Origin of the sequence: Amycolatopsis vancoresmycina, assembly GCF_000716785.1 — a bacterium.
GTDB lineage: Bacteria > Actinomycetota > Actinomycetes > Mycobacteriales > Pseudonocardiaceae > Amycolatopsis > Amycolatopsis vancoresmycina.
Map to the genome: position 1 here is coordinate 47,332 of NZ_JNYY01000023.1, position 23,283 is coordinate 70,614.

Annotated in this window: 20 protein-coding genes; 8 read left to right on the forward strand and 12 right to left on the reverse strand. The window is 72.0% G+C overall.

The window, feature by feature from the left end:
- Complete coding sequence (locus tag OO60_RS37615) at window positions 1–2,865, reverse strand: AMP-binding protein (protein ID WP_033263153.1); 2,865 nt, start codon at window positions 2,863–2,865, stop codon at window positions 1–3.
- A gap of 161 nt (window positions 2,866–3,026) precedes the next feature.
- Between OO60_RS37615 and OO60_RS37620 the strand changes: the two genes are divergently transcribed.
- On the forward strand, window positions 3,027–4,049 hold the full coding sequence (locus OO60_RS37620) for a 3-dehydroquinate synthase family protein (protein WP_004558829.1): 1,023 nt from the start codon (window positions 3,027–3,029) through the stop codon (window positions 4,047–4,049).
- A 28-nt stretch (window positions 4,050–4,077) separates the two neighbouring features.
- On the opposite strand, the gene OO60_RS37625 is transcribed toward OO60_RS37620, so the two are convergent.
- Genes OO60_RS37625 through OO60_RS37640 form a run of 4 tightly spaced genes read right to left on the reverse strand, consistent with a single transcriptional unit; the run spans window position 4,078 to window position 7,991 of the window.
- The gene (locus tag OO60_RS37625; RefSeq protein ID WP_004558828.1) at window positions 4,078–5,055 is read right to left on the reverse strand and encodes a class I SAM-dependent methyltransferase; all 978 of its coding nucleotides are present in this window, start codon (window positions 5,053–5,055) and stop codon (window positions 4,078–4,080) included.
- A gap of 25 nt (window positions 5,056–5,080) precedes the next feature.
- Window positions 5,081–5,740 carry an HAD-IA family hydrolase gene (locus OO60_RS37630; protein ID WP_004558827.1) on the reverse strand — a complete coding sequence of 220 codons (660 nt, stop codon included), beginning with the start codon at window positions 5,738–5,740 and terminating at the stop codon, window positions 5,081–5,083.
- Window positions 5,737–6,831: a Gfo/Idh/MocA family protein gene (locus OO60_RS37635; protein ID WP_004558826.1), complete on the reverse strand. Its 1,095-nt coding sequence runs from the start codon at window positions 6,829–6,831 to the stop codon at window positions 5,737–5,739. The genes OO60_RS37630 and OO60_RS37635 overlap by 4 nt, the downstream gene beginning before the upstream one ends.
- Window positions 6,828–7,991, reverse strand: coding sequence for a DegT/DnrJ/EryC1/StrS family aminotransferase (locus OO60_RS37640; protein ID WP_004558825.1), 1,164 nt, complete (start codon window positions 7,989–7,991; stop codon window positions 6,828–6,830). Before OO60_RS37640 ends, OO60_RS37635 begins: the two co-directional genes overlap by 4 nt.
- A gap of 210 nt (window positions 7,992–8,201) precedes the next feature.
- Between OO60_RS37640 and OO60_RS37645 the strand changes: the two genes are divergently transcribed.
- Window positions 8,202–8,636: a type II 3-dehydroquinate dehydratase gene (locus OO60_RS37645; RefSeq protein WP_004558824.1), complete on the forward strand. Its 435-nt coding sequence runs from the start codon at window positions 8,202–8,204 to the stop codon at window positions 8,634–8,636.
- Here the strand turns inward: OO60_RS37645 and OO60_RS37650 are convergent.
- The 5 genes from OO60_RS37650 to OO60_RS46985 all read right to left on the reverse strand — a co-directional run bounded on the left by OO60_RS37650 (window position 8,591) and on the right by OO60_RS46985 (window position 16,151).
- Window positions 8,591–9,529: an ROK family protein gene (locus tag OO60_RS37650; protein ID WP_051767905.1), complete on the reverse strand. Its 939-nt coding sequence runs from the start codon at window positions 9,527–9,529 to the stop codon at window positions 8,591–8,593. The genes OO60_RS37645 and OO60_RS37650 overlap by 46 nt on opposite strands.
- A gap of 33 nt (window positions 9,530–9,562) precedes the next feature.
- Window positions 9,563–9,859 carry a hypothetical protein gene (locus tag OO60_RS45225; protein WP_244885642.1) on the reverse strand — a complete coding sequence of 99 codons (297 nt, stop codon included), beginning with the start codon at window positions 9,857–9,859 and terminating at the stop codon, window positions 9,563–9,565.
- A 45-nt stretch (window positions 9,860–9,904) separates the two neighbouring features.
- The gene (locus tag OO60_RS37660; RefSeq protein WP_240490821.1) at window positions 9,905–11,908 is read right to left on the reverse strand and encodes a carbamoyltransferase family protein; all 2,004 of its coding nucleotides are present in this window, start codon (window positions 11,906–11,908) and stop codon (window positions 9,905–9,907) included.
- A gap of 140 nt (window positions 11,909–12,048) precedes the next feature.
- Window positions 12,049–14,784, reverse strand: a complete 2,736-nt coding sequence (locus tag OO60_RS37665) for an AAA family ATPase (protein ID WP_063749450.1) — start codon at window positions 14,782–14,784, stop codon at window positions 12,049–12,051.
- Between the two features lie 914 nt (window positions 14,785–15,698).
- Complete coding sequence (locus OO60_RS46985) at window positions 15,699–16,151, reverse strand: nuclear transport factor 2 family protein (protein ID WP_003065379.1); 453 nt, start codon at window positions 16,149–16,151, stop codon at window positions 15,699–15,701.
- A 179-nt stretch (window positions 16,152–16,330) separates the two neighbouring features.
- Between OO60_RS46985 and OO60_RS46990 the strand changes: the two genes are divergently transcribed.
- From OO60_RS46990 to OO60_RS37700, 6 genes are all read left to right on the forward strand, one after another.
- Complete coding sequence (locus OO60_RS46990) at window positions 16,331–16,801, forward strand: SMI1/KNR4 family protein (RefSeq protein WP_162146207.1); 471 nt, start codon at window positions 16,331–16,333, stop codon at window positions 16,799–16,801.
- Between the two features lie 46 nt (window positions 16,802–16,847).
- The gene (gene biuH, locus OO60_RS37680) at window positions 16,848–17,546 is read left to right on the forward strand and encodes a biuret amidohydrolase (RefSeq protein WP_033263155.1); all 699 of its coding nucleotides are present in this window, start codon (window positions 16,848–16,850) and stop codon (window positions 17,544–17,546) included.
- A 25-nt stretch (window positions 17,547–17,571) separates the two neighbouring features.
- A complete protein-coding gene (locus tag OO60_RS37685; protein ID WP_003065372.1) occupies window positions 17,572–18,264 on the forward strand; it encodes a cysteine hydrolase family protein in 693 nt (230 codons plus the stop codon).
- A 22-nt stretch (window positions 18,265–18,286) separates the two neighbouring features.
- Window positions 18,287–19,882: a hypothetical protein gene (locus tag OO60_RS37690; protein WP_003065369.1), complete on the forward strand. Its 1,596-nt coding sequence runs from the start codon at window positions 18,287–18,289 to the stop codon at window positions 19,880–19,882.
- Window positions 19,879–20,292, forward strand: coding sequence for an oxalurate catabolism protein HpxZ (gene hpxZ / locus OO60_RS37695; RefSeq protein ID WP_003065366.1), 414 nt, complete (start codon window positions 19,879–19,881; stop codon window positions 20,290–20,292). The genes OO60_RS37690 and hpxZ overlap by 4 nt, the downstream gene beginning before the upstream one ends.
- Window positions 20,293–20,400: 108 nt before the next feature.
- On the forward strand, window positions 20,401–21,084 hold the full coding sequence (locus tag OO60_RS37700; protein ID WP_003065363.1) for a response regulator: 684 nt from the start codon (window positions 20,401–20,403) through the stop codon (window positions 21,082–21,084).
- Here the strand turns inward: OO60_RS37700 and OO60_RS45230 are convergent.
- On the reverse strand, window positions 21,074–21,976 hold the full coding sequence (locus OO60_RS45230; protein ID WP_003065360.1) for a Rieske 2Fe-2S domain-containing protein: 903 nt from the start codon (window positions 21,974–21,976) through the stop codon (window positions 21,074–21,076). The two genes, OO60_RS37700 and OO60_RS45230, sit on opposite strands and share 11 nt — an antisense overlap.
- Window positions 21,977–22,068: 92 nt before the next feature.
- Entirely contained in the window at window positions 22,069–23,274 is a 1,206-nt protein-coding gene (locus OO60_RS37710) for a monooxygenase (RefSeq protein ID WP_051767910.1), read from the reverse strand.
- Window positions 23,275–23,283: the final 9 nt, after the last annotated feature.

Genomic DNA, 23,283 nt, shown 5'->3' on the forward strand with positions numbered 1-23,283 from the left:
TCACTCTTCTCCTTCCGGGGTGGCGGGCCACCGGTTCGCCGGGGTCAGGTCGATCAGGTCGTGCAGCACCACCGGGGTGGGCGCCCGGACGTTCGCCGCGTCCACCCGCAGCACGGACAGCGCGCGGTGACCGGTCGCGAGGGCGGCGTCGACCATCGCGAGACCGTCCGCAGTGGACAGTGGGCCGATGCCGGGGAACCGGGACCGGCCCTCCTCGGTCATCGGTCCCCACGCCAGCGCCAGCGCGGGCCCGCCACGCCACTGCGCGAACGCTTCGGCGAAGGCGTCGACGGCGGCCTGGTCCGCGTGGCCGGCGCGGCCGAGCGGGCCACCGGCCGACGTCAGGAGGACGAACGCCCCCGGCCGGTGCCGCCGGGTGAGCTCGTGCAGGTTCAGGATGCCCCGGACGACCGAGGTCACCGGGTACCGGCTGGACGTCTCCTCCGCGTGCACCACCCCGGTCAGCGGGCGCTTGACCCCGCGCAGCAGCGCCGCGAGGGCCGCGCCGTCGGCCGCGGTGCCGGTCGCGAGCGTGACGTCCGTGCCGGTGGCCCGGAACTGCGCCGTCAGCTCGGCCGCCGTCCGCTCCGGCCAGCCTTCGGCGCTGAGCAGCACCAGGTTCCGCACCCCGTGGGCGGCCGCCAGGTGCCGGGCGAACGCGGCCCCGCGGAGCCCGTCGGCGCCGGCCAGCAGGACGGTGCCGCCCGGATCGACCGCGGGTCCGGGGTGCTCCGGCACCGAGACGCGGGCCAGCCGGGGCACCAGCACGACCTCGCCGCGGACCGCGACCTGCGCCTCACCGCCGAGCACGGCCCGGACCAGCGAAGCCGGCCCGGGCGCGGGTGCCTCGTCGACGTCCACGAGGTGGACCCGGCCGGGGTGTTCGCCCTGCACCGAGCGCACCACGCCCCACAGGGGAGCGTGCCGCAGCCGGGCCACGCCGTCCTGGCCGCTGGTGACGACCGCGCCGCGGGTGAGGACCACGACCCGCGACCCGCGCAGCCGCTCGTCGGCGCACCAGGCGTCCAGTTCGGCGGTCCAGGCGGGCACATCGGCTCCGACCGCTTCCGCGAGGTCCTCCGCGGCCCCGTCGGGCGCGGGCAGCACCAGCACGTCCGGCGCGGGTTCGCCGGCGGCGACGGCGGCCCGGAGCCCGGCCGGGGACGCGGCGGTCCGGACGTCGGCGGTCCCGCCGGCCGCCCGGCGCAGCGCGGCCGCCAGCGCGCCGGCGTCCGGCCCGGCCACCGCCCAGGAACCGGCCGGTCCGAGCGGGGCGGGCAGCAGGGGCCGGGGAACCCAGTCCAGGCGCAGCAGCGATTCGTATTCGCCGTCGCCGACGGCACGCAGCCGGGCGGGCAGGTCCAGCAGCGCGTGGCGCCTGACCTTGCCCGAGGCGGTCCTGGGCACCGCACCGATCTGGTAGACCGCCACCGGCACCTTGAAGAAGGCCAGCTGCTCCCGGCAGACGCGCACCAGCTCCGCCGGATCGAAGCCACCCGGCCCCGCCACCACGAACACGACCGGCACCTCGCCCAGCACCCCGTGCGACCGCCCCACCACCGCCACGTCCAGCACCCCCGGGACCGCCCGCACCACCTCCTCGACCTCACCGGGATGCACGTTCTCCCCGCCCCGGACGATCAATTCCTTCACCCGGCCGGTCACTGTCAGAAAGCCCGACTCGTCGGCCCGGGCCAGATCCCCCGTCCGCAACCACCCGTCCACCAGAACCTCGGCCGTTGCCGCCGGCTGGTTCCAGTACCCCAGCATCACGTTCGGCCCCCGGACCCACACCTCGCCTTCGGCACCGGCGGCCACGTCCAGCCCCGAATCCACCCCCACCAGCCGCACCGCCAGCCCCAGCACGGGCAGTCCGCACGACCCCGCCGGGCCGCTACCGCCCACCCAGGTCACCGCGATCGCCCCGCACGACTCCGTGCTCCCGTAGGCGTCCACCAGCGGCACACCAGTGACACCCTCGAACGCCCACCGCACGGCCACCGGCAGCACCGCACCACCGGTCAGACCCACCCGCACCAGCGGAAAACCGGCACCGCCCGCGTTCACCAGGCCCTGGTACAGCGCCGGCACCCCGGCCAGCACCGTGGGCTCGAACTCGTCCACCGCACCCAGGACATCACCCACGGAAATCCCCGGCAGCACCCGCACCGAAGCCCCCACCGACACCGCACCCAGCACACACACCACATGCGACAACGAATGGAACAACGGCAACGGCCACAACACCCGGTCATCCGCCGACAACCCCAACGCCGGCACATAACTCGCCGCCACCGACCACAGACAACTCCGCTGCGTCGACACAACCCCCTTCGGCAACCCCGTCGTCCCCGACGTGTACAGAATCCACGCCGGCTCGTCCAACCCCAGATCGTCACGAGCCGGCGCTTTCGGTTCCCTGGCCACCAGGGACTCCCACGACACGCAGCCGGCCACCGGCGGCCCGGCGCCGACCAGCACGAGCGGCTGGCCCGGCAGCAGCCGCCGGAACCGCTCGGCGTGCGCGTGGTCGGTGATCACCAGCCGGGCGCCGCAGTCTTCCAGCCGGTAGGCCAGCTCGGCGTCGGTCGCCCCGGGATCCACGGGCACGGACAGCGCGCTCGCGCGCAGCACGGCGAAGTAGCTCTCCACCGTCTCGACCCGGTCGCCCAAGCAGATCATCGCGCGGTCACCGGGTTGCAGGCGCAGCCCGGCCAGGTGCCCGGCGAGGCGGCGCGTCCGCATCTCGAGCTGCGCGTAGGTCAGTGACCGCTCGCCGTCGCTGTAGGCGAGCCGGTCGGCGTGGTGCAGGGCGCGCTCGCGCAGCAGTTCGGGCACCGGGCGAATCAGGTCGGTACGGAGCATGCCACCACACTTCCCGCTCGGGCAGGCACAGCCAGTCTCTCCGGCGCCCGGCGGCGGCACCCCCCTGACCGGTCCCCGTAGGCCCCCTGAATCCGCGCCGGAGCGGGCGAGGCCGTAATACCCTTCGGCCGTAACAGTTTCCTCGGCGAGAGGCCCGGAAAGTGCCCAACGGAACCAGAAGCGTCACCGTCGACCTGGCCGAGCGGTCCTACCCCGTGCACATCGGCCCGGGCGTCCGCCGGGCCCTGCCGGAGCTCGTCGCGGGCCTCGGCGCGCGCAAGGCGGCGGTCGTGACGGCCAGGCCGGAGGCGGAGGTTCCCGACCCCGGTGTCCCCCACACGGTCATCCCGGCCCAAGACGGGGAAGCGACCAAAACGCTGGCGGCCGTGGAGGAACTGTGCCGCCGGTTCGTCGAATCCGGCCTGACCCGGTCCGACGTGGTCGTGTCCTGCGGCGGCGGCACGACGACCGATACGGTGGGCCTGGCGGCCGCGCTGTACCACCGCGGGATCCCGGTGCTCCACCTGCCGACGTCCCTGCTGGCCCAGGTCGACGCGAGCGTGGGCGGCAAGACGGCGGTGAACCTGCCGGCGGGCAAGAACCTCGTCGGCACGTACTGGCAGCCGAGCGCGGTGCTGTGCGACCTCGACTACCTGGAGACGTTGCCCGCCCGGGAATGGCGCAACGGTTACGGCGAACTGGCCCGCTGCCACTTCATCGGCGCGCCGGGTCTCCACGGCAGGCCGCTGCTGGACCAGGTGGCGGCGAGCGTCGCCTTGAAGGCCCGGATCGTGGCGGCGGACGAGCGCGACGCCGGGGCGCGGCACCTGCTCAACTACGGCCACACGCTGGGCCACGCCCTCGAACGGGCCACGGGTTTCGCCCTGCGCCACGGCGAAGCGGTGGCGATCGGCACCGTGTTCGCCGGACGGCTGGCCGGCGAGCTCGGGCGGATCGGACCGGCCCGGGTCGCGGAGCACCACGAGGTGGTGGCGAGCTACGGCCTGGCGGCCGAGCTGCCGGCCGGGCTCGCCGACGGCGAGCTGATCACGTTGATGCGCCTGGACAAGAAGGCGACCGAGGGGTTGAGCTTCGTCCTGGACGGACCGGACGGGCCGGGCCTGGTCCGGGACGTGCCCGAGGACGCGGTGGCCGGTGCGCTGGCCGGGATGCCCCGGAGCTGATCCGGGGCATCCCGGCCGGCGCACCCGATCACGGAGTCAGCAGGTTGCCGGCGATCCGCGGCGTGCACCACGACAGCGCGTCCCCGCGGCCGGCGATCAGGTTGAACCCCGACGCCGACACCGCGAGCTCGATCAGCGCCGCCTTCTGCAGCGGGCTGAGCGACGCGATGCTTTCGAGCAGGAGTGGATCCTGGTACAGGTCTTCGGGCCGCAGCACCGACAGCGCGCTCGCGCCCGGCCCGGCGCCCGCAAGGTCCACGTGCGGGTTGCCCCGGGACGCCCAGACGCGGTCCACGGCCACCCAGTCGGCCAGTGGCTCGAGCACCGCGGCGACCTCGCCGATCCGCATCGTGTGGACGACCGGGTTGAGGAACGCGTCCGCGTCCACGATGTCCTGGTAGTCCGTCGAGGCCGCGAGTTCGAGGTGTTCTTCGGAGAGCCCGTAGCTGGCCGGCGACAGCTGCACACCCAGGGCCCGGACGGTCCGGATGCCGTCCTTGCCTTCGAAGCGGTTCAGCAGCTGCACCAGCTCGCGCTGGCGCATCCGCTCCGCTTCGCCGATGCTGCCGTAGATCCACAGGTGCAGCAGCGCGTCCGCGGCCAGGTGCCCGCTCAGCCAGCGGATCGCCGCGGCCGGGTCCGGGATGTGGTGCACCACCCCGTAGCTGTAGATGAAGTCGAACTCAGTGCCGAGCGGTTCTCCCGAGATGCTCGCGTCCACGAACTCCAGGTTCTCGACGCCGGCTCGGACGCGAAGGCGTTCGGCGACCTCGCGGGAGGGGCCGTTCGGTTCCAGCCCGACGAAGTGCACGTCCGGGTAGGCGCGGGCCATGCCGACCACGGTCTGCCCGGTTCCGCACCCGGCGTCGAGCACGGTCCACCCACGCCGGAAACCGCCTTCGACGACCGCGGGGATGTCGTCCGGGAGTTTCACGTCCGAGTTGTCGATGTTCGATGATGGAAAGGGGAAGTGTTCGTACACCGACGCGGTCGCCGAATATGCCATTTCGTCCTCTTCGTGGTGGGGAATTTCAGTGGCTGAACGCGACCCGGCCGGACGCCAGCCACTCCAGCAGGTCTTCCGGCTTCCGCAGGGTCGCATCCGGTCCGGCCGCCAGCAGCGCCGCCTCGTCCGTTTCGCCCCAGAAGGCGGCGACGGCGGTGACACCGGCGCCGCGCGCGCTCTGGAGGTCGGTCACGGCGTCGCCGATCATGATCGTCTCCTCGGCCTGCGCGCCGAGCAGGGACATCGCGCGCCGCACGATGTCCGGGGCCGGTTTGGGGTGGGCCACCTCGTCCGAGCCGAGGACGTGGTCGAACAGCGGCAGCAGTGCGAGCCGCTCGAGCAGCGACCGCGCGCGCGGCCCGCTCTTCCCGGTCGCCACCGCCAGGCCATACCCGTTCTCCCGCAACGCGGTCAGGACCTCCCGCACCCCGGGGAACACGCGGACCAGGTGGGCCAGCCGGTAGCTCTCCCGGACGAACGGCTCCTCCATCGCCAGTGGCAGCCCCATGATGCGCATGATGTCGGGGAAGTACCGGCCGAGGTGGCGGTTGTACTCGGCGAACGGCGCGGGGCCGTCCCCCACCACCTCGGCGTAGGCGGTTTCGAAGGCTCGGCGCATGACGCCGAAGCTGTCCACGAGCACGCCGTCGAGGTCGAACACCACCGCGCGCACCGGCCCGGTCATCGGCCGACGCCGCTCAACGGGCGCCCGGCGGGCGCCGACGCGTAGACGCGCTCGATGACGTCGATCACCCAGCGGGCGTCCTCGATGGCCCGGCCGCGGGAGGCCGGATCGGCGAGCAGCGCGGGCAAGGCGTCGAGCTGGCGGTCGTACTCCGCGCCGACCGGTTCGGCGGGCGCCCCGGCCGGCGCGGCCACCCCGCCGACCGTGTGGGAGAGCCGGGAGCCGTCGAGCCGGTTCGGGCTGAAGCCGAAGGTGCACCGCAGTTCCGCGGTGCCCTCGCTGCCTTCGATCCGCAGCACGGTCCGGTCCAGGGCTTCGTGGGAAGCCCACCCGGCGGTGAGGCCCACGGACAATCCGTCCGCGGTGACCAGGAACGCGTGCGCGGTGTCCTCGACGTCGGCGGCGCCGTCCACCGGGTCGTCCTCCCGCCACGCCGCCCGGAACGACCGGCCGTCGACGAAGTCGGCCGACACCGAGCCGGCGACCTGCTCGACCGCCAGCGGGCCCAGCAGCAGCCGGGCGACGTCGAGCAGGTGCCAGCCGAGGTCGACCAGCGCGCCACCCCCGGCGAGGTGCCGGGCGGTGAACCAGCCGGCGCCTGCCGGCACCCCGCGGGCCCGGCGCCAGGACAGCTCCGCGTGCCGGATCGTGCCGAGCGACCCGGTCAGCTCCCGCAGCGCGGCCACGTCGGCGCGGTAGCCCGCCGCGCTGCCGCCCAGCAGCGTCGCGCCGCCCGCCGCCTCCGCGGCCGCCAGCCGGTCCACCTCCGCCGAGGTCAGGCACAGCGGCTTTTCGAGGAACACCGGGATGCCCGCGGTCAGCAGCTCCGCCGCGACCGGGGCGTGCAGGTGGTTGGGCACGGCGACGACCGCGAGGTCGACCGCGTCCGCGGAGAGCCGGTCGGCCGAGGCGTGGACGGCCGTGCCGCCCGCTTCCCTGGCCACGCTCGCCCGGAGCACCGGGTCGGGCTCCACCAGTGCGACCAGCTCGTAGGCCGGGTGGCTGCGCAACCGGCTGAGCCAGATGGTGCGGCCCGCCCAGCCCAGCCCGATCACGGCGACCCGGACCGGCGGCTTCCGGCGGCCGGTCATCCGCGGCCCGCCACGTCGGCCACGGCCGCGGCCACGTCGTACATCTGGGCTTCGGTGCCCAGCAGCAGGCGGTGGTGCAGCCAGACGCAGTCGGCCGTCAGCGCCTCGGCGTTCGGGCAGCGCCGGGCGAGCTCCTCGACCGGCAGGTCCGGCGCCCCGCTCTCCCAGAAGGCGTCGGTGCGGTAGACGGCCCGGAACCCGACGAAGGCCGGGATCCCGCGCGCGTTGAGGGCTTCGACGATCTCGCCGCGCCGCTCCTCGGTGACGCCGGGCAGGCGGAACATGGCCATGTAGTGCGGGTTGCGGTCGCACCGGTCGTCGCCGGCCTGCGGGACGACCCCGTCGATGCCGTCGAGCAGCCCGGAAAGGACCTGCCACCGCTGTTCCCGCACGGCGATCTGCTCGTCGAGCCGGGCCAGCTGGGCCCGGAGGACGGCCGCCGAGAACTCGTTCATCCGGAAGTTCGACCCGGAGGTCCGGTGGAAGTAGCCGCGGTCGCCGCGGGGCCGGCCGCAGCTGTGGCGCACGAAGCCGGTCTCGTACAGTTCGGCGTCGCCGAAGAGGACCGCGCCGCCTTCGCCCGCGGTCATCAGCTTGCCGTTCTGGAAGCTGAAGGCGGCCACCGAACCCAGGTCGCCCACTTTCCGGCCCCGCCACCGCGCGCCGTGCGCGTGCGCGGCGTCCTGCAGCAGCGGCACGCCGGAATCGGCGGAAAGCTTCGCCAGCGCGTCCATGTCGGCCACGAGCCCGGCCATGTGCACCGGCATGATCGCGCTGGTCTTCGACGTGATCGCGGCCGCCGCCGCGGCCACGTCGATGTTGTAGGTCCCCGGGTCGACGTCGACCGGCACGGCCACCGCCCCGAGGCGCTGCGCGGCCTGGGACGAGGAGATGAACGTGAACGCCGGGACGACGACCTCGCTGCCGGGCGTGACCCCCAGCACCTGGAGCGCGAGTTCCAGCGCGTGCGTGCCGTTGGTGACCGCCAGCGCGTGCTCGGCGTCGTGGTACGCGGCGAACTCCCGCTCGAACGCGTCGACCTCGCTCCCGCCCATCCGCCACCACTGCCCCTGGTCCAGTGCGCGGTGCAGCCCGGCCCGCTCCTCGTCGCCGTACTGGGGCCAGACCGGGAATTCCAGCTTCGGGTGCACTTCACTCATGGATTTCCGCCCCTACCTTCACACCTGAGAATGCCACCACACGAACCACCGACCAAACAGCAGCCACATTAGCGGCGGAAATGCGAGCCGACCAATCCCCTGCCGCACCCCTAGGGTCCCCCTAGCGTTTCCGGCCGGGCGAATCGGAGATCGATCATTGCTATTCTGGAAATGACCGTTGACCGACGACCGAATGAGGACGGCGACCACGTGGACGAATTGCTGCTGCTGAACGGTCCCAATCTCGGCATCCTGGGCCGCCGGGAGCCCGGGATCTACGGTTCGGCCACGCTCGACGACATCGAGAAGGCGGTGACCGCCGAGGTCGCCGCCCGCGGGTGGCGGGTCACCGCGTTCCAGTCGGACGCCGAAAGCGAGCTGATCGGTGTCCTGCAGGACAAGTACGACACCGTCGGCGCGATCCTCAACCCGGGCGCGCTGATGATCGCCGGCTGGAGCCTGCGCGACGCGCTCGCGAACTACCCCCGCCCCTGGATCGAGGTGCACCTGTCCAACGTCTGGGCCCGTGAGCAGTTCCGGCACGAATCGGTGCTGGCCCCGCTCGCCACCGGAATGGTCGCCGGGCTCGGCGCGCTCGGTTACCGGCTCGCGGCCCGCGCCCTGCTGGAGGTTTCCCCGGCCTGAGCGTCGCGGCCCAGTTCCCGGGCCGCGGCCACGGCACCGTGCAACGACGACAGTCCACCGAGGACCGCCGGCCGCACCGGCGCCGGCCGGCGTCCCGGGCGCGCCAGCCGGCGCACTTCGCCGGCGACGAGCGGCACGAAATCCGGGACACCGGCGGCGAACCCGCCGCCGATCACGGTCGCGGCCGGCGCGCACAGCTCCCCGGCGCTCACCACCGCCACCGCCAGCGCCCGCGCGCTTTCGGTCACCGCCGCGACGGCCCACGGCTCACCGGCCCCGAGCCCGGCACGCAACTGCGCGGGCGTCACCGGGCTGCCCCGCAACCGCGTCGCCCGGCGCAGGGTCGCCGGTCCGGAAGCGAGCGCTTGGACGCAGCCCCGGCGACCGCAGTCGCACCGGGCCCCGGCCCGGTCCACCACCACGTGCCCGAGTTCGCAGGACGCGCGCTCGAACCCCGGCCACGAGCGGCCGTCCAGCACGATCCCGCCGCCGATGCCCGAGCCGACGCCGAAATAGACCAGATCGGCGCAGCCGGCCGCCTTCGCCTCGGCGATCGCGGCGAGGTCACCGTCGTCGGCTGCGCGCACCGGAACGCCGGGGAACAACGACCGCAGCGCCGCCCCGAAATCGACACCGGTCCAGCTCGGCCGCATCGGCCAGGCCAGCACCCGGCCGGTCCCGTCCAGGGTCGCCGGGACCGAGACTCCGACCGCGGTGATCCGCTCGCGCGGCAGGGTTCTCGCGGCCTCGGCGCCGAGCAGCCGCAGGTCCGCGGCGGCATCCGGGCCGGGTTCCGGCCAGGCGAAGGAGAATTCCTCCGCCGCACCCGGTTCCCCGTGCTCGAACCGGAAAGCGACCTTCGTGCCGCCGATGTCGATCCCGAGGTAACCGATGACGCACCTCCCACGCCGTGGCCGCGGCCCGGCTCATCGTTCGGCCAGCGCGAACCTGACCGCCACCGTCGCCGCCCGCAGGGCGTGCACGGCCTCCTGCTCCCGGGGGTCCGCCGCCGCGGCGCCGTCGGCGACCAGGCCGGCGACGCTGTGCGCCGCCTCCAGGCAGGCGACACACGCCTCGACCAGCGCATCGGACCGCACGCGATGCTCGCCGAGCTCGGTGAGCAGGCGGTCCAGGTCCGCCCGCACCGCGGCCGCGGAGGTCCGCATCGCCGCGTCCCGCCTCCGGGCCGGACCGGCGACGGGTTCGTTGAGTGTCCGGTGCACGCTGCCTCCACTGACTTCGGCGACCACCTGGCTCATCGCCGGGGCTCAGGCAGGCGTCAGGTTCAGCAGCCGCTGCTGCCACAGGTCGTACAGTTCGTCGCGGACGGCGTCCGGCTCGCCGCCCGCAGCCGCCAGCAGCGCACCCAGCGTCGTCCGGCCGTCCACCCGGCGAAGCAGCTCGTACAGCGGCTCCGACACGGTCGCGACCGGGCCGCCGGAGTAGTCCAGGTGGATCTCGCGGGCGACGGTGACCGCGGCGGCCGAGCCGTCACCGGAGCGTTCGGCCAGCCGCGTCACCGGCCGGAAGGCAGGCACCAGGCTGTCGAGCCCGGCGCGTGCGTCGCTCCGGCGCCGGACGAGGAAGTCCTCGACGACCAGGTAGTCGAGCTCGGTGGTCAGGAACGAAGTCACGACGTCGTCGACGCTCTGCACGATCGGCTCGGCGTGGTTGTTGAACGAGGTGTTGAGCAGGACCGGCGTTCCGGTCAGTTCGCCGAACTTCGTGACCAGGCGGTGGAATCGCGCGTTGGACAGCGGATCCACCAGCTGGACGCGGGCGGTGCCGTCGACGTGGGTGACCGCGCCCAGCTCCGCCCGCCGCTCCGGCAGCACCGGGACCACGAAGGACATGAATTCGTACGCCGCAACCGTGTCGGGCAGGTCGAAATAGGACTTCGCGTCTTCGGCGGCGACCACCGGGGCGAACGGCCGGAAGCTCTCGCGCTTCTTCACCATCGCGTTGATCCGGGTCTGGTTCTCCGCGGGCCGCGCGTCGGCGATGATGCTGCGGTTGCCGAGGGCGCGCGGACCGAACTCCGACCGGCCCTGCGCCCACCCCAGCACCGCCCCGTCCGCGAGCAGCCGGGCCGCGGTGTCCACGACGTCGGCCTGCCGCTCGACCTCCACCACCGCGTCCCAGGCGGCGAGCCGCGCCTCGACCTGCGCCTCGGTGCCCAGGTCCGGCCCCACGCAGGCGTTGCGCAGCCGTTCGCCGGGCGGCAGCCGGTGCCCGAGCTCGGCCATCGCGACGAAGGCCGCTCCTTCACCCGCGCCGGCGTCGTGGGACGCCGGGTGGATGAACACCTCGCGGAACAGGCCGGAGGCCAGCAGCACGCCGTTCAGGCTCGAGTTGTGGGCCACGCCGCCGCCGAAGCACAGGCCCGGCAGGCCGGTCGCCGCCGCCCAGTGGCCGAACACGTGCAGCGCAATGGTTTCCACCGCCTCCTGCAGTCCCGCGGCGAAGTCCTTGTGCTCCTGGGTGAACGGCTCCCCCTTGCGCCGCGGCAGGAACCCGTGTTCCAGGAACAGCGGGCTGACCAGGTTCGGCACGGTCAGGTTGGGGTGCAGGTCGTAGGCTCCGTTTTCCCGCAACGTGTACAGCTGCGCGAAGAGCTTCCGGTAGGTCGCCGGATCACCGTAGGGCGCCAGCCCCATCACCTTGTATTCGTCGCCGAAGCCGTAGCCGAGCAGCTGGGTCGCGTTGAGGTAGAGCACCCCGAGGGACTGCATCACCGAGTAGTCCGCCAGCTTTTCCAGCCGGCCGTCGGACCCGTGGTAGACCGTGCCGGAGTTTTCCTCGCCCCGGCCGTCCAGCACCACCACCAGCGCTTCCCGCATGCCCGAGTGCATGTAGGTCGACATCGCGTGGGCGTCGTGGTGCGGGGCGTAGACCAGCTTTTCGTCGGGCAGGTCCCAGCCGAACTCCTCCCGGAGCCGGAGCTTGACGAGTTCCCGCGAAAAGCGGACCGGCACCCGCTGGTGTTCGGTGTAGAGGTGGTTGAGCACGGCGTCCATGTGGTTCTCGCGGAAGTAGAAGCCGACCGCGTCGATGTCGCCGGGCGTCACGCCGGCCGCGTCGAGGCACGCCCGGATCGCGTTGACGGGGAACTTGGTCGTCTTCTTGATGCGGTTGAGCCGTTCCTCCTCGACCGCGGCGACCAGTTCGCCGTCCCGGACGAGCGACGCGGAAGCGTCGTGGAAGAAGAACTCGGACATCGACGGCACGAGGTCGGCTCCCCCGGTCGAGAAGTTCCCGTTCAAGCCAAGCACCAACACGTTCGACCACCCACACCTTCGGCAACGGACAGAACATCCGGGCACCGGCCCGTGACCAGTCTTGCGCAGGATGCCGCGCCGCTTCCCCTAACTGGCCCCCCTGCATCCCCTGCATTGCCTGCCGGCACGGGCTTTCACGTGGTCCAGAACCCGATTTCGTCGGGCAGTTCCTCGCGCCGCTTGAGGCCGAGCTTGCGGAACACCCGGGTCAGGTGCTGCTCGACGGTGCTGGGGGTCACGAAGAGCCGCTCGGCGATCTCCCGGTTGGTGTAGCCGATGGCCGCGAGGGAAGCCACCCGGCTTTCGGTGTCGGTCAGCTGTTTGGCGCCCTCGGGCCGCTTCGCCGCGGCGGCCGGCTCCTCGCCGCCCGCCGGCAGCAGTTCGTCGCACAGCGGCTGCGCCTCGCACCGCTTGGCGACGTACCACCCCCGGCGCATCACCCGGCGCGCCTGCTTGTGCTCGCCGGCTTCGTAACAGGCGCCGCTGAGGTCGCGCAGCGCCCGGGCCAGCTCGTACTTGTCCCCCAGCTCCTCGAGGGTGTCGACCGCCTCGTTGAGCAGCTGCACCCGGCGCCGCGCCGAACTCGTCTCGGCCAGCAGCCGCAGCGACAGCGCCCGCGACCGGTCCCCGTCCGAACCGGGCCGGGCCAGCTGCTCGTTGATCAGCCGCTTGGCCTGGTCGCGGTTGCCGAGGGAAAGCCACGCCTCGGCCGCGCTGGTCCGCCACGGCACGAGGCCGCTGCCGTTGAGTCCCCAGGTGTCGATGAGCTCGCCGCACAGCAGGAAGTCCGCGAGGGCCGCCTGGCGCCGTTCCGCGGCGAGGGAGAACGTCCCGCGTGCGTGCAGGTAGTGCAGACCGTAGCGGTTCTTCAGGCCGGCCGCCGGAATCGACTGGTCGACATACCTGGCCGCTTCGCCGAACTTGCCCATCCGGGTGTACGCGACGATCAGGGCGCCGAGCGGCAGCCCGACCGCCGTGCCCCACGACGCCGGCGAAACCTCCGCGAACGCCTGGTTGGCGAAGCTCACCGCGTCCGGCAGGTCTCCCCGGCGCACCGCGATCTCGGCCTTGCAGGCCGAGAACAACGACCGCCACACCGGCAGCCGCGACGGCCCCGCCGCACCGAGCAGGTCGTCGCACCAAGAGTCCGCGGCGTCGAGCTGTTCGGCGTAGACGAGGGCCAGCACCGCCAGCAGCCCGTCCTCCTCCTGGCCCGTCACCCGGTGGGCGACGTGCAGTTCCCGGAGCACCTCCTCGGCCCGGGGCTTGATCTCCTGGCTCCGGCCCCGGACGAGGACGTCGGCCAGCACGCCCGACGCCCGGGGCAGGCTGACCGCCCACGCGGCGGCGGCCCCGCGATCGGCGGGCGGCCGGACGCCGCGTCGCGCGAGCCCCGGGTACGTGCAGGTGAGCCACTGGTCGACGAGGTAGAGCTCGTCGTCGATGCCCGGCGTCTCCCGCAGCCGCGCGAGCAGGTCCTCGGCTTCGTTCACCCGGCCGCGCCACAGCAGCTGCCGCACCACCGAAACCGATTCGGACACCGCCAGGTCACCGGCACCGGCCGCGTCGATCAGCGGCCCGAGGTGCCGCGCCGCGGTGGCCGGGTCGAGCCGCCATTCGGTCTCGGCGAGCTTGGCTTCGACGGCGGACCGCTCGTGCGGGGCGCACGAGGACAGCGCCCGCTCCAGCAGTTCGGCTGCGGCTCCGGCGTTCCCGGCGATCGACGCCAGGTCGGCGGCCTCCAGCAGCACATCCCGGCTCCACGGCGCGTCGACGGCGCCGGCGTTCATCAGGTGGCGCCCCACCGTGACCACGGGCGCACCCGTGTCGTGCAGCAGCTCGGCCGCCCGGCGGTGCAGGTCCGCACGCAGGCCCGACGGCATCTCGTCGAGCACGGACCGCCGGGCCGATTCGTGGCGGAACGAGCCGGAGTGCATCAGGCCCGCCTCGTTGACCGCGCGCAACGCCTGCGTCACGAGGGCCGGCTCGGTGCCGGCGACGCGGGCCAGCTCGGCGTCCGAGACGTCGGTGTCGAGCACGGCCAAGGCGCGCACCGTCGCCAGTGCGATCGGTTCGTTGCGGTACAGGCAGCTCAGGAACGCCCGGCCGTAGCCCTCGTCGCGCACGTCGCCGCATTCGGCGTAGTCGTCGATCAGCGCCTGGAGCAGCACCGGGTTTCCGCCGGACACCTTGCCGAAGTCGGTGACGCACCGGTCTTGGAGCTCACCGCCGAACCGCTGCGCCAAGATGCCGCCGAGGACCTCGGGCGGCAACGGCTCGACCTCCAGGTGCCCGACCTCCGGGCGGTGCAGCAACTCCGCCCGCAGCGGCGGGTACGACGGCCGCAGGGTCAGGTTGTCGCCCACGACCACCGTGATGGCGCTCCGGGCCACCCGGCGGATCAACTGGGCGAGACAGATGGCCGAAGCCAGATCGGCGTGCCGCAGATCATCGACCACCACCAGGATCGGCTCGCGGGCGGCCGCCTCGATCAGCTTGGCGCACAACCGGTCCCCGCGGCGGACGATCGCCGCCTCACCCGTTTCCGGCGCATCGGCCGCCGGTTGCCCGGGGCAACCCGACGGCAGCAGGTCAGCCGGAAACCCGCCCGCCCGGAGCAACTGCGCCATCACCCCGAACGGCAGCTCCCGCTCGGCGTGCGCACAACTCGCCGTCAGCACCGAAAAGCCGCGTTCACCCGCGTTCGCCGCTATTGCCCGCAATGCGGTCGTCTTGCCGCAGGCCATCGGGCCGGTGACCAGCAAAGCTCCACCCCGCCCCGCCGAACAGCCGGCCAGCAACCGGTCGACGCTGCCCGGGTCCACACCCTCCGCGATCAGGTTCACCAGTTCAGGCGCATAGGAAGTCATCCCCACCATCTCCACAGCGAATGGACCGAAGTCCACCTCGAAGATCCTCTCGCAATCCACCGTACTCCACGGAACCCATGCGTTCCCTGGAGCGATTCCACTTTCCGCCCCGGACCATGTTTCGAAACGCTGACATTTGCCGTCGAAATGTCTCACATGCCCGGATAAGCGCACCTCACACCATTGCTGGAGTAACTCCAACTCCAGTCGATCGCCTGCGAGGCAACGTGCTCAGATGAGCGGCCCCGGCCGCGAACCGGCGCCCGAAGGTCGGCTGTAACGTCGACGAAAGCTTCGTGCAATCGAGGTCACCATTACCACGGTCTCTCCCGGAATCCACGGCGGCAGCAGAGTTCACCACGTCCCCACACGGCATCGGCTTGAGCGCGAACACATAAAACCCGGACCCTCGGCAGTGGTTCGGAAAACACCACAAAGGGCCGGGCGAGAACTGGGTTGTTTTGCGAGCTGCGAAGTCTCCACGTCGTCGTGAAGAGAAGATCGGACTCAAGCTACTGCGACGCCAACATCCGTGGTGAATCCTTTACTGGTTGAGCGTCACACGACTCATCCTAGCGAGGAGACGCAAGTATTCGCAAGATTTGCCCATCCGGGTCACACCCGGGCGGCGAACACTCCGCACCCCGATCGGACCACCGATACCCGTCTCGCCTCGCCGCGCTGCAGGAAAGGTCCGCCACCCAGGCGGATTCCCACGAATTCGAGCGGATTCGACGCACACCGGCGTCGAATCCCGGACGGGTACCGGTCCGGGGCGGCGGTCCGGACCGAGGGTACGAAAGGGCCGATTTCGTGCCCGCCCGCGCCCCTTCGGCCGCGGGCGGGTTCACACCTTGGTTCAGGACTTCGACAAAGGCTTCGATCAGGGCGAACCGGTCACCAGGTCCGCTGCGTCACGACGGCTCCTCGGGAACGATCCAGCCGCTGGTCCACGTGATGTGCATCTCCACCGCCGAAAACCGCCATCCCTGCTCGGTTCTCCGCAGCGTCGCCTCGTACCAGCCGCCGGCTTGCGAATGCTTGTCCGGCTGGGCCGCATCGAACACGTTGGTCGCGATGACGTGCCACCGGGCCCGCGCTTCGTCGCCGTCCACCTCGATGCGCTGGGTGCCCACCAGGTGGTGCGAGGCGGTGGGCGGTGGCGCGGTGGGCATCGCGGCGATCGCGTCCCGCCCCTCGAACGTGCCGAACGGCAGCCGGAGCGTGGCGTCGCCGGTGAAGGTTCCGGTGTAAGCGGCGTGGTCGTGTGCGTCCATGCTGGCGGCCAAGACGCTGATCAACTCGGTGACAGCCACGTGGTCGGCCAGCCACCGGACCTGCTCGGCGGGTTCCACGGGTACGTCCACCAGACCTCCTCGGGTCGTCCGGGCCCGGTTCCGGGCCGTCAGCGCCGGAGCGTACGGCGTGCGCCGGCGCGTCGATGGGGGCGGCCGGAGATCGGTATGCCGTACGCCGAATGGCGCATGTCCGTGACATCCGCTTGCACGCCAACGGGTGCACGCCGCGCCGGGATAGGCTGGCCCGCATGTGGCCTGGGGTGTCGGTGTCCGGAACCGGTGGTGTCGTCGCGGCGGCCGGGATCGCCGCGTTCGCGCAGAAGCACGGGACGCCGCTGCCGGCCGCGTTGGCCGAGCTCTACCGGCAGGCGGGCGTCGGCACGTTCGGTGGGTTCCTGCACTTCGAACCGCCGGACGGCATGGGCACGCACCGGGAGCTCCTCGGGGACCTGATCGACGAGGACGACGAGGAGGACCTGGCACCGACCGCCGACGTGATCGTGTTCGCCCGCAGCGACAACCGGGACATGTGCGGCTGGCACGCCGCCGACCTCGCCGCGGGCGAGGACCGCGTCGTACGGCTCGACGGCTTCGACGAGGAACCGCTCGCCGGCTCGACACGTCAGTTCCTCGACGGCTTGCCCGGCACCGACTACTTCGGCATCGGTGTCCTCCCCCCGACCTACCGGCGCCACGGCTGGCTGGTAACTGAGACGTAACTCACCACGGTCCCGCCGGAAACGAAGCGGCCGACAATCGTCACCTATGACCGCGCGGATAGGACCGGTTCAGGCAGACCCCTACCCCTGGCCGTACGACTCGGTGGTGCCGATCGACCGGGTCGCGCTGCTGTGCATCGACTGGCAGACCGACTTCTGCGGACCTGGTGGCTACGTCGAGCGGATGGGCTACGACCTCGAACTCACCCGGGCCGGCCTGCCCGGCACGCAGAAGCTCCTGGCCCACGCCCGCGACGTGGGCATGTTGGTGATCCACACCCGGGAAGGTCATCTGCCGGACCTGACCGACCTGCCGCCCAACAAGCGGTGGCGTTCGGCCCGGATCGGTGCGGAGATCGGCAGTGCGGGGCCGGCTGGGCGCATCCTGGTCCGCGGTGAACCGGGCTGGGAGATCGTCGGCGAGGTCTCGCCGGCGCCCGGCGAGGTCGTGATCGACAAGCCGGGCAAGGGCGCGTTCTACGCCACCAACCTGGATCTGGTGTTGCGCGCCAACGCGATCAGCCACCTGATCCTGACCGGCATCACGACCGACGTGTGCGTGCACACCACGATGCGCGAGGCCAACGACCGCGGTCTGGAGTGCCTGATCCTGTCCGACTGCACCGGCGCGACCGATCCGGGCAACCACGCGGCCGCGCTGAAGATGGTGACCATGCAGGGCGGCGTGTTCGGGGCCGTGGCCACGTCCGATGCCGTGATCGGGGCGACCACCACCGACGGCTGACCGGAAACGAAAGGCACGAAAGCGGATGACCACTCCCCTCGCGGTCGGCGCCGACCCGACGTCGTTCCGGTTCGAGCCGGCCACGACCGCGCTCCTGGTGATCGACATGCAGCGGGATTTCGTCGAACCGGGCGGGTTCGGCGAAACCCTCGGCAACGACGTGAGCCGGTTGCGCGGGGTCATCGCCCCGCTCCGGCGCACCCTCGCCGCGACGCGGGCCGCCGGCGTGCGGGTGATCCACACCCGCGAGGGCCATCTGCCGGACCTGTCCGACTGCCCGCCCGCCAAACTCGAGCGCGGCCGCCCGTCGATGCGCATCGGCGACCCCGGTCCGAACGGCCGCATCCTCGTCCGCGGGGAACACGGCCACGGCATCATCGACGAACTCGCGCCCGTCGACGGCGAAACGGTGATCGACAAGCCGGGCAAGGGCGCGTTCTACCGCACCGGACTGGGCGAGGTGCTGTCCGCGGCCGGCATCACCTCGCTGGTGGTGACCGGCGTGACGACCGAGGTCTGCGTGCACACCACCGTGCGCGAGGCCAACGACCGCGGCTACGAATGCCTGGTGCTGTCGGACTGCGTCGGGTCGTACTTCCCCGAGTTCCAGGCCGCCGGCCTGGCCATGATCTCCGCGCAGGGCGGCATCTTCGGCTGGGTCGCCCCGTCGGCCGCCTACGTCGCCGCGCTTTCCGTCCTCGCCACCCCGGCCCGTTGAGACCCGCGGAAAGGTTCCGGTCATGTCGATGTTCGCGCGCAGCCGCTCCGAGTCCGATGTCCGGCTGCCGTTGTGGGTCAGCGGTGACCTCAACGCGTTCTTCGGTCTCGGCTTCAACGTCCTGGTGAACGTCCTGGTGCTCTCCGGCCTGTGCCTGGGCGTCGCGAAGATCTCCTCGGGCGACGTGTACGGGGTCATCCTGCCGGCCCTGGGCATCCAGCTGCTGATCGGCAACGTCTACTACACCTGGCTCGGCCGGCGCCTGGCCCACCGGGAGAACCGCACCGACGTCACCGCCATGCCCTACGGGCCCAGCGTGCCGCACATGTTCATCGTGACGTTCGTGATCATGCTGCCGGTGTACCTGCGCACGAACGACCCGGTCAAGGCGTGGCAGGCGGGCCTGGCGTGGTCGTTCATCATCGGGCTGATCGTGCTGGCCGGGGCGTTCATCGGCCCCTACATCCGGCGGTTCACGCCGCAGGCGGCGATGCTGGGCACGCTCGCCGGCATCTCCATCGCCTTCATCTCGATGCGCCCGGCCGGCCAGATGTGGGCGGCCGCGTGGATCGCGCTGCCGGTGTTCGCGTTGCTGCTCATCGGTTTCTTCGCCGGTGTGAAGCTGCCGTTCGGCATCCCGATCGGCCTGGCCGCGCTGGTGGTGGGCACCGCCGTCGGCTGGATCGGCGGCTACATGCACCCCTCGGACGTGTCGGCGGCCGCGCACGACATCGTGACCGGCCTGCCGTCGTTCCGGTTCGACCTGCTGGGGCACGGCCTGTCCGAGATCGGGCCGCTGCTGGCCACCGCGATCCCGTTGGGCATCTACAACTTCACCGAAGGCATGACCAATGTGGAGAGTGCTGCCGCCGCCGGCGACAACTTCAATTTACGCAGCGTGCTGCTGGCCGACGGCGTCGGCGCGATCGTCGGTTCGGCGCTCGGCTCGCCGTTCCCGCCCGCTGTCTACATCGGACACCCGGGGTGGAAGGAGGTCGGCGGCCGCACGGCGTACTCGATGCTGACCGGCGTCGTCATCGCGCTCCTGTGCTTCGGCGGCCTGTTCGGTCTGCTCAGCGCGCTGCTGCCGGTGCCGGCGATCGTGCCGATCCTGCTGTACATCGGCCTGCTGATCGGCGCGCAGGCCTTCCGGGTCGTCCCGCGGCCGCACGCGGTGGCGGTGGTGATGGCCATCATCCCCAACGTCGCGGCCTGGGCGACCGGCCAGATGGACAACGTGCTGTCGGCGGCGGGCACCAGCGCGGCCAAGGTGGGTGAACCCGCCCTGGAGAGCGCGGGCGTGGTCTACCAGGGCCTGCACCTGCTCGGCGACGGCGCGATCCTGGCCGGGCTGGTACTCGGCGCGATCACGGCGTTCCTCATCGACAAGCAGTTCTGGTGGGCCGCCGGCTACGCGGCGGCGGGCGCGGTGCTGTCGTTCGTCGGCCTGATCCACGCCGAGCAGGTCGGCTGGAACGCGGGTGGCGGCCAGGTCGCGTTGGGCTACCTGTTCTTCGCCGTGGTCTGCGCGGCGTTCGCCTTGTTCCACCGCGATCCGGCGTCCGGCACCGAGCCGCACCCAGCCGCCACGGACCTGATCGACGCGAAGGCGTCATGAGCACCACCGACCGGGTCGCGGCCGGCCCCGCGGTCGACGACCCGGCCGTGCACGCCGAGGTGGCGGCGGCCTTCGCCCGCTACGAAGCGGCCCTGGTGGCCGGCGACCAGGCGGTGCTGAACGAGTCGTTCTGGGCCAGCCCGGACACCGTCCGGTTCGGCATCGCCGACCACCAGCAGGGCATCGACGAACTGCGCGCGTGGCGCGCCACCCAGGGCCCACTCGACGGCCGGGACACCCACGACACCCGGATCACCACGTTCGGCACCGATACCGCCGTGGTGACCACCCTGTTCCGCTATCCCGGCCGTCCGGTCGTGGGCCGGCAGAGCCAAACGTGGGTACGAATGTCCGTGGGCTGGCGGATCGTCAGCGCCCACGTTTCGGAGATCGGAAGCGCCTCGACATAGCACCGCTTTAACAGTCGTTTCAGGTTCGCTCGATATCAAGACGTCAGCCGCCGGTCCCGTATCGGACCGCGGCTGCACCGTCCGCGCGCCCCTGAAAGGCAGCCGTTCATGATCTCTGTGCTCGTGGCAGGCTCCCAGCCGCTGCAGCGCTTCGGGTTTCGCATGCTGCTGGAGAGCACCCCCGACACCGAGGTCGTCGGCGAGGCCGAGACCAGTGCCGAGGCCGTTCGGCGGACCGCCGAGCTGCGTCCCGACGTGGTGCTGATGGGCATCCGCCTGCCGGGCGCCGACGGGATCGAGGCCACCCGGCGCCTCGTCGCCACCGGGGGGCGTTCGCGGATCCTGGTGCTGACGACGTTCGACGTGGACCGGTACGCGTTCGCCGCGTTGCGGGCCGGTGCAAGCGGTTTCCTGCTCGAGGACACCCGCCCGGAGGAGCTGCTCGCCGGCATCCGGGCCGTCGCCGCCGGGGACGCGGTGATCGCACCGGCGCTGACCCGGCGGCTGCTCGATGCGTTCGGCGACCGGCTCGGCGACGACCTCTGCGGGCCCGTGCGGGACCCCCGGCTGGACTCCCTGACCGGCCGCGAGCGCGAGATCCTCGTCGCCATCGGCCACGGCCTCACCAACGGCGAGATCGCGCACCGGTTCACGCTGTCGGAGTCGACGGTGAAGTCCCACGTCGGGCGGGTCCTCGCCAAGATCGGCGCGCGGGACCGGATCCAGGCCGTCATCCTCGCCTACGACCTGAAACTCACCCGGCCGGTTCAGCGCGGCCCGGTCATGCGGTGACGACCTGCCCGCCGACGACTCGCACCGGCACGGTGGTCAGGGGTTTCGTGGCCGGCCCGCCGGTGACCTGGCCGGTGCCGTCGAAGGTGGAGCCGTGGCACGGGCAGCGGAAGCCGGAACCGGCGGGCGTGACGGGACACCCCTGGTGCGTGCAACCGGCGAGGAACGCCAGGAAGGTGTCGGCCGAGGGGCGCACCAGGTAGGCGGCGGAACCGTCCGGCGTGGTGAAACTCGTCGACGAACCGACGGCGACGGCAGCCACCGCAGCGATCACCGTCGGGGAGTTCGTTCCCGGTTCCGCCGGCCGGCCGGGTTTCGGGTCGGTGCCGAGACGGGTGAGGGCGATGACGCCGCCGCCGAGGGCCGCGGCCGTCGCGGTGATCAGGCCGCCCCGGAGCAGCATGCGTCGCTCGTCGTCCGGGCTCAGGTCCGGCCGGTGACGGCGGATCGCGGCGCGCAGCCGAGCCGTCGTGGAGAACAGGCCGGCGTCACCGGCGATCAGCAGCGGCGTCCAGGCGACGGCGAAGACGATGTCGGCGCCGAAGTAGTACGGGCGGGTCGTCCAGCTGACGGTGAGGTAGAAGCTCAGCGCGAGGACGAACCCGCCCACTGCGGCGACCCGGGTGAACAGCCCGAGCAGCGTGCCCAGCCCGGCAGCGACCTCGCCGAAGGCGATCACCAGGCCGATGACGGTCGGGTGTTCGGCCGCGAAGGACACCAGCGGGCCGATCGGCGAGGTGGTCGCGGCCTGCAGCATCTGAGCGTGGACGCCGAGGGGTGAGGTGTCGTCCAGGTAGTGGGGGTCGAAGATTTTGGAGAGGCCTGCGTAGAGGAACGTGCCGCCGAGGAAGAGGCGCAGCGGCAGGAGTGCCCAGGAAGGCTGGAGGGACAACAGAAGTCGCCTTTCGGGTCGCAGGTTCGGCGATGAAAATCCCGGTGCGGACGTGGGTGAGCTCGATGAGCTCACCCACGTCCGTTCCTTCGTCAGGACTTGCGGGGCGAGACCGTCATGATGCCCGTGCACATCTCGTCGCTGGTGCCGTCGCCCCAGACCACGTAGCGCGGCGGCAGCTTGCTCAGCTGCGGCAGCCGCTTGCGCAGCCCCGCGTCGTGCGTGCACGTCACCCGCAGCGTGTCACCCGGGCCGATCTCCACCGGCGACGGCAGCTTCACCAGCCGCTGGTTGTCGAAGTCGAACTGCGGCACGTCCAGCACGACCTTGGCGTTCGGCGTGCCCGGGTTGAGTTCGACCTTGATGGCCCGCCCGAGCAGGTGCATGTGGCCGAACCCGGCGAACAGCGTCATCGGCGCCGGCACCTTGTGGTCGCACGTCTGGGTGGCACCGGGCTTCGGCGCGCTCTGGCCGCACTCCCTCAGCTGCTGGTCCGCGGTGCCGCCGACCTCCGGCCCGAACCGTTTCGTCACGTCCGCGATCGAAGTCGCCCGGTCGCAGAGCGGACCCGACTCCTCGGCGGTGCAAGGCAAATCGGTCGGCGCGTCGAGCGGCAAGGTGTCGAATTCCCGGGTCTGCGGCGTGCCGTCCGTCAGCCGCAGCCGCACCGCCGAGCGGTCCGAACCGGCCGGCTTGCCGTCGGTCGCGAGCAGGTTGTAGTGCATCTGGAGGACGATCAGGGTGCCCGGTTCCAGCTTGAAGCCGGCGTCCTCGGTGAACAGCGTCTCCGACGCGCCCGGCGCCCAGGTGTCCACCCACGCCGCTTCCCCCTTTTCCACCTCGGCGCCGTCCACGCCGGTCCCGCCGAAGCACTCCCAGCCGGGGCCGGGGGTCTTCGCGTCCTGCGCGCGCACCGCGGCCGCGCCGGCCGGCGGCACCGCGTACACGATGGCGTGGTGCGCGATGGCGACGTTCTCCGGCGTGACCTGGGTCCCGGTCAGGAAGGCCGTCGTGGTCAGGCCCGGATCGATCACCTGGCACCGGTACTCGTCGGTGCCGCCGCCCTCCGGCGGCGCGGGTGTGTAGGCCTCGGCCATCTTCAGGTCGACGAACCGCTCGCCGGCGCGCAGCGGCTGCGGTGGAGCCGCCGGCTGGCCCGCATGAGCGCCGTGCGGGCCGGCTGCGGGGGGCGCCGCCGTGGTGCCGGAGCCCGATCCGCAAGCGACGACAGCGAACGCCGTCGCCACCGCCATGGCGGCCGCCCCGAGCCTCCGCAATGGACTGTCAGGTTTCGTCATAACCTGAAC

Excerpts from the sequence above, each read along its gene's own strand:
- OO60_RS37615 (WP_033263153.1), bottom strand. The coding sequence starts at position 2,865 with ATGCTCCGTACCGACCTGATTCGCCCGGTGCCCGAACTGCTGCGCGAG.
- OO60_RS37625 (WP_004558828.1), bottom strand. The coding sequence starts at position 5,055 with ATGGCATATTCGGCGACCGCGTCGGTGTACGAACACTTCCCCTTTCCA.
- OO60_RS37630 (WP_004558827.1), bottom strand. The coding sequence starts at position 5,740 with ATGACCGGGCCGGTGCGCGCGGTGGTGTTCGACCTCGACGGCGTGCTC.
- OO60_RS37635 (WP_004558826.1), bottom strand. The coding sequence starts at position 6,831 with ATGACCGGCCGCCGGAAGCCGCCGGTCCGGGTCGCCGTGATCGGGCTG.
- OO60_RS37640 (WP_004558825.1), bottom strand. The coding sequence starts at position 7,991 with ATGAGTGAAGTGCACCCGAAGCTGGAATTCCCGGTCTGGCCCCAGTAC.
- OO60_RS37665 (WP_063749450.1), bottom strand. The coding sequence starts at position 14,784 with ATGACTTCCTATGCGCCTGAACTGGTGAACCTGATCGCGGAGGGTGTG.
- OO60_RS46990 (WP_162146207.1), top strand. The coding sequence starts at position 16,331 with ATGTGGCCTGGGGTGTCGGTGTCCGGAACCGGTGGTGTCGTCGCGGCG.
- biuH (WP_033263155.1), top strand. The coding sequence starts at position 16,848 with ATGACCGCGCGGATAGGACCGGTTCAGGCAGACCCCTACCCCTGGCCG.
- OO60_RS37685 (WP_003065372.1), top strand. The coding sequence starts at position 17,572 with ATGACCACTCCCCTCGCGGTCGGCGCCGACCCGACGTCGTTCCGGTTC.
- OO60_RS37690 (WP_003065369.1), top strand. The coding sequence starts at position 18,287 with ATGTCGATGTTCGCGCGCAGCCGCTCCGAGTCCGATGTCCGGCTGCCG.
- hpxZ (WP_003065366.1), top strand. The coding sequence starts at position 19,879 with ATGAGCACCACCGACCGGGTCGCGGCCGGCCCCGCGGTCGACGACCCG.
- OO60_RS37700 (WP_003065363.1), top strand. The coding sequence starts at position 20,401 with ATGATCTCTGTGCTCGTGGCAGGCTCCCAGCCGCTGCAGCGCTTCGGG.
- OO60_RS37710 (WP_051767910.1), bottom strand. The coding sequence starts at position 23,274 with ATGACGAAACCTGACAGTCCATTGCGGAGGCTCGGGGCGGCCGCCATG.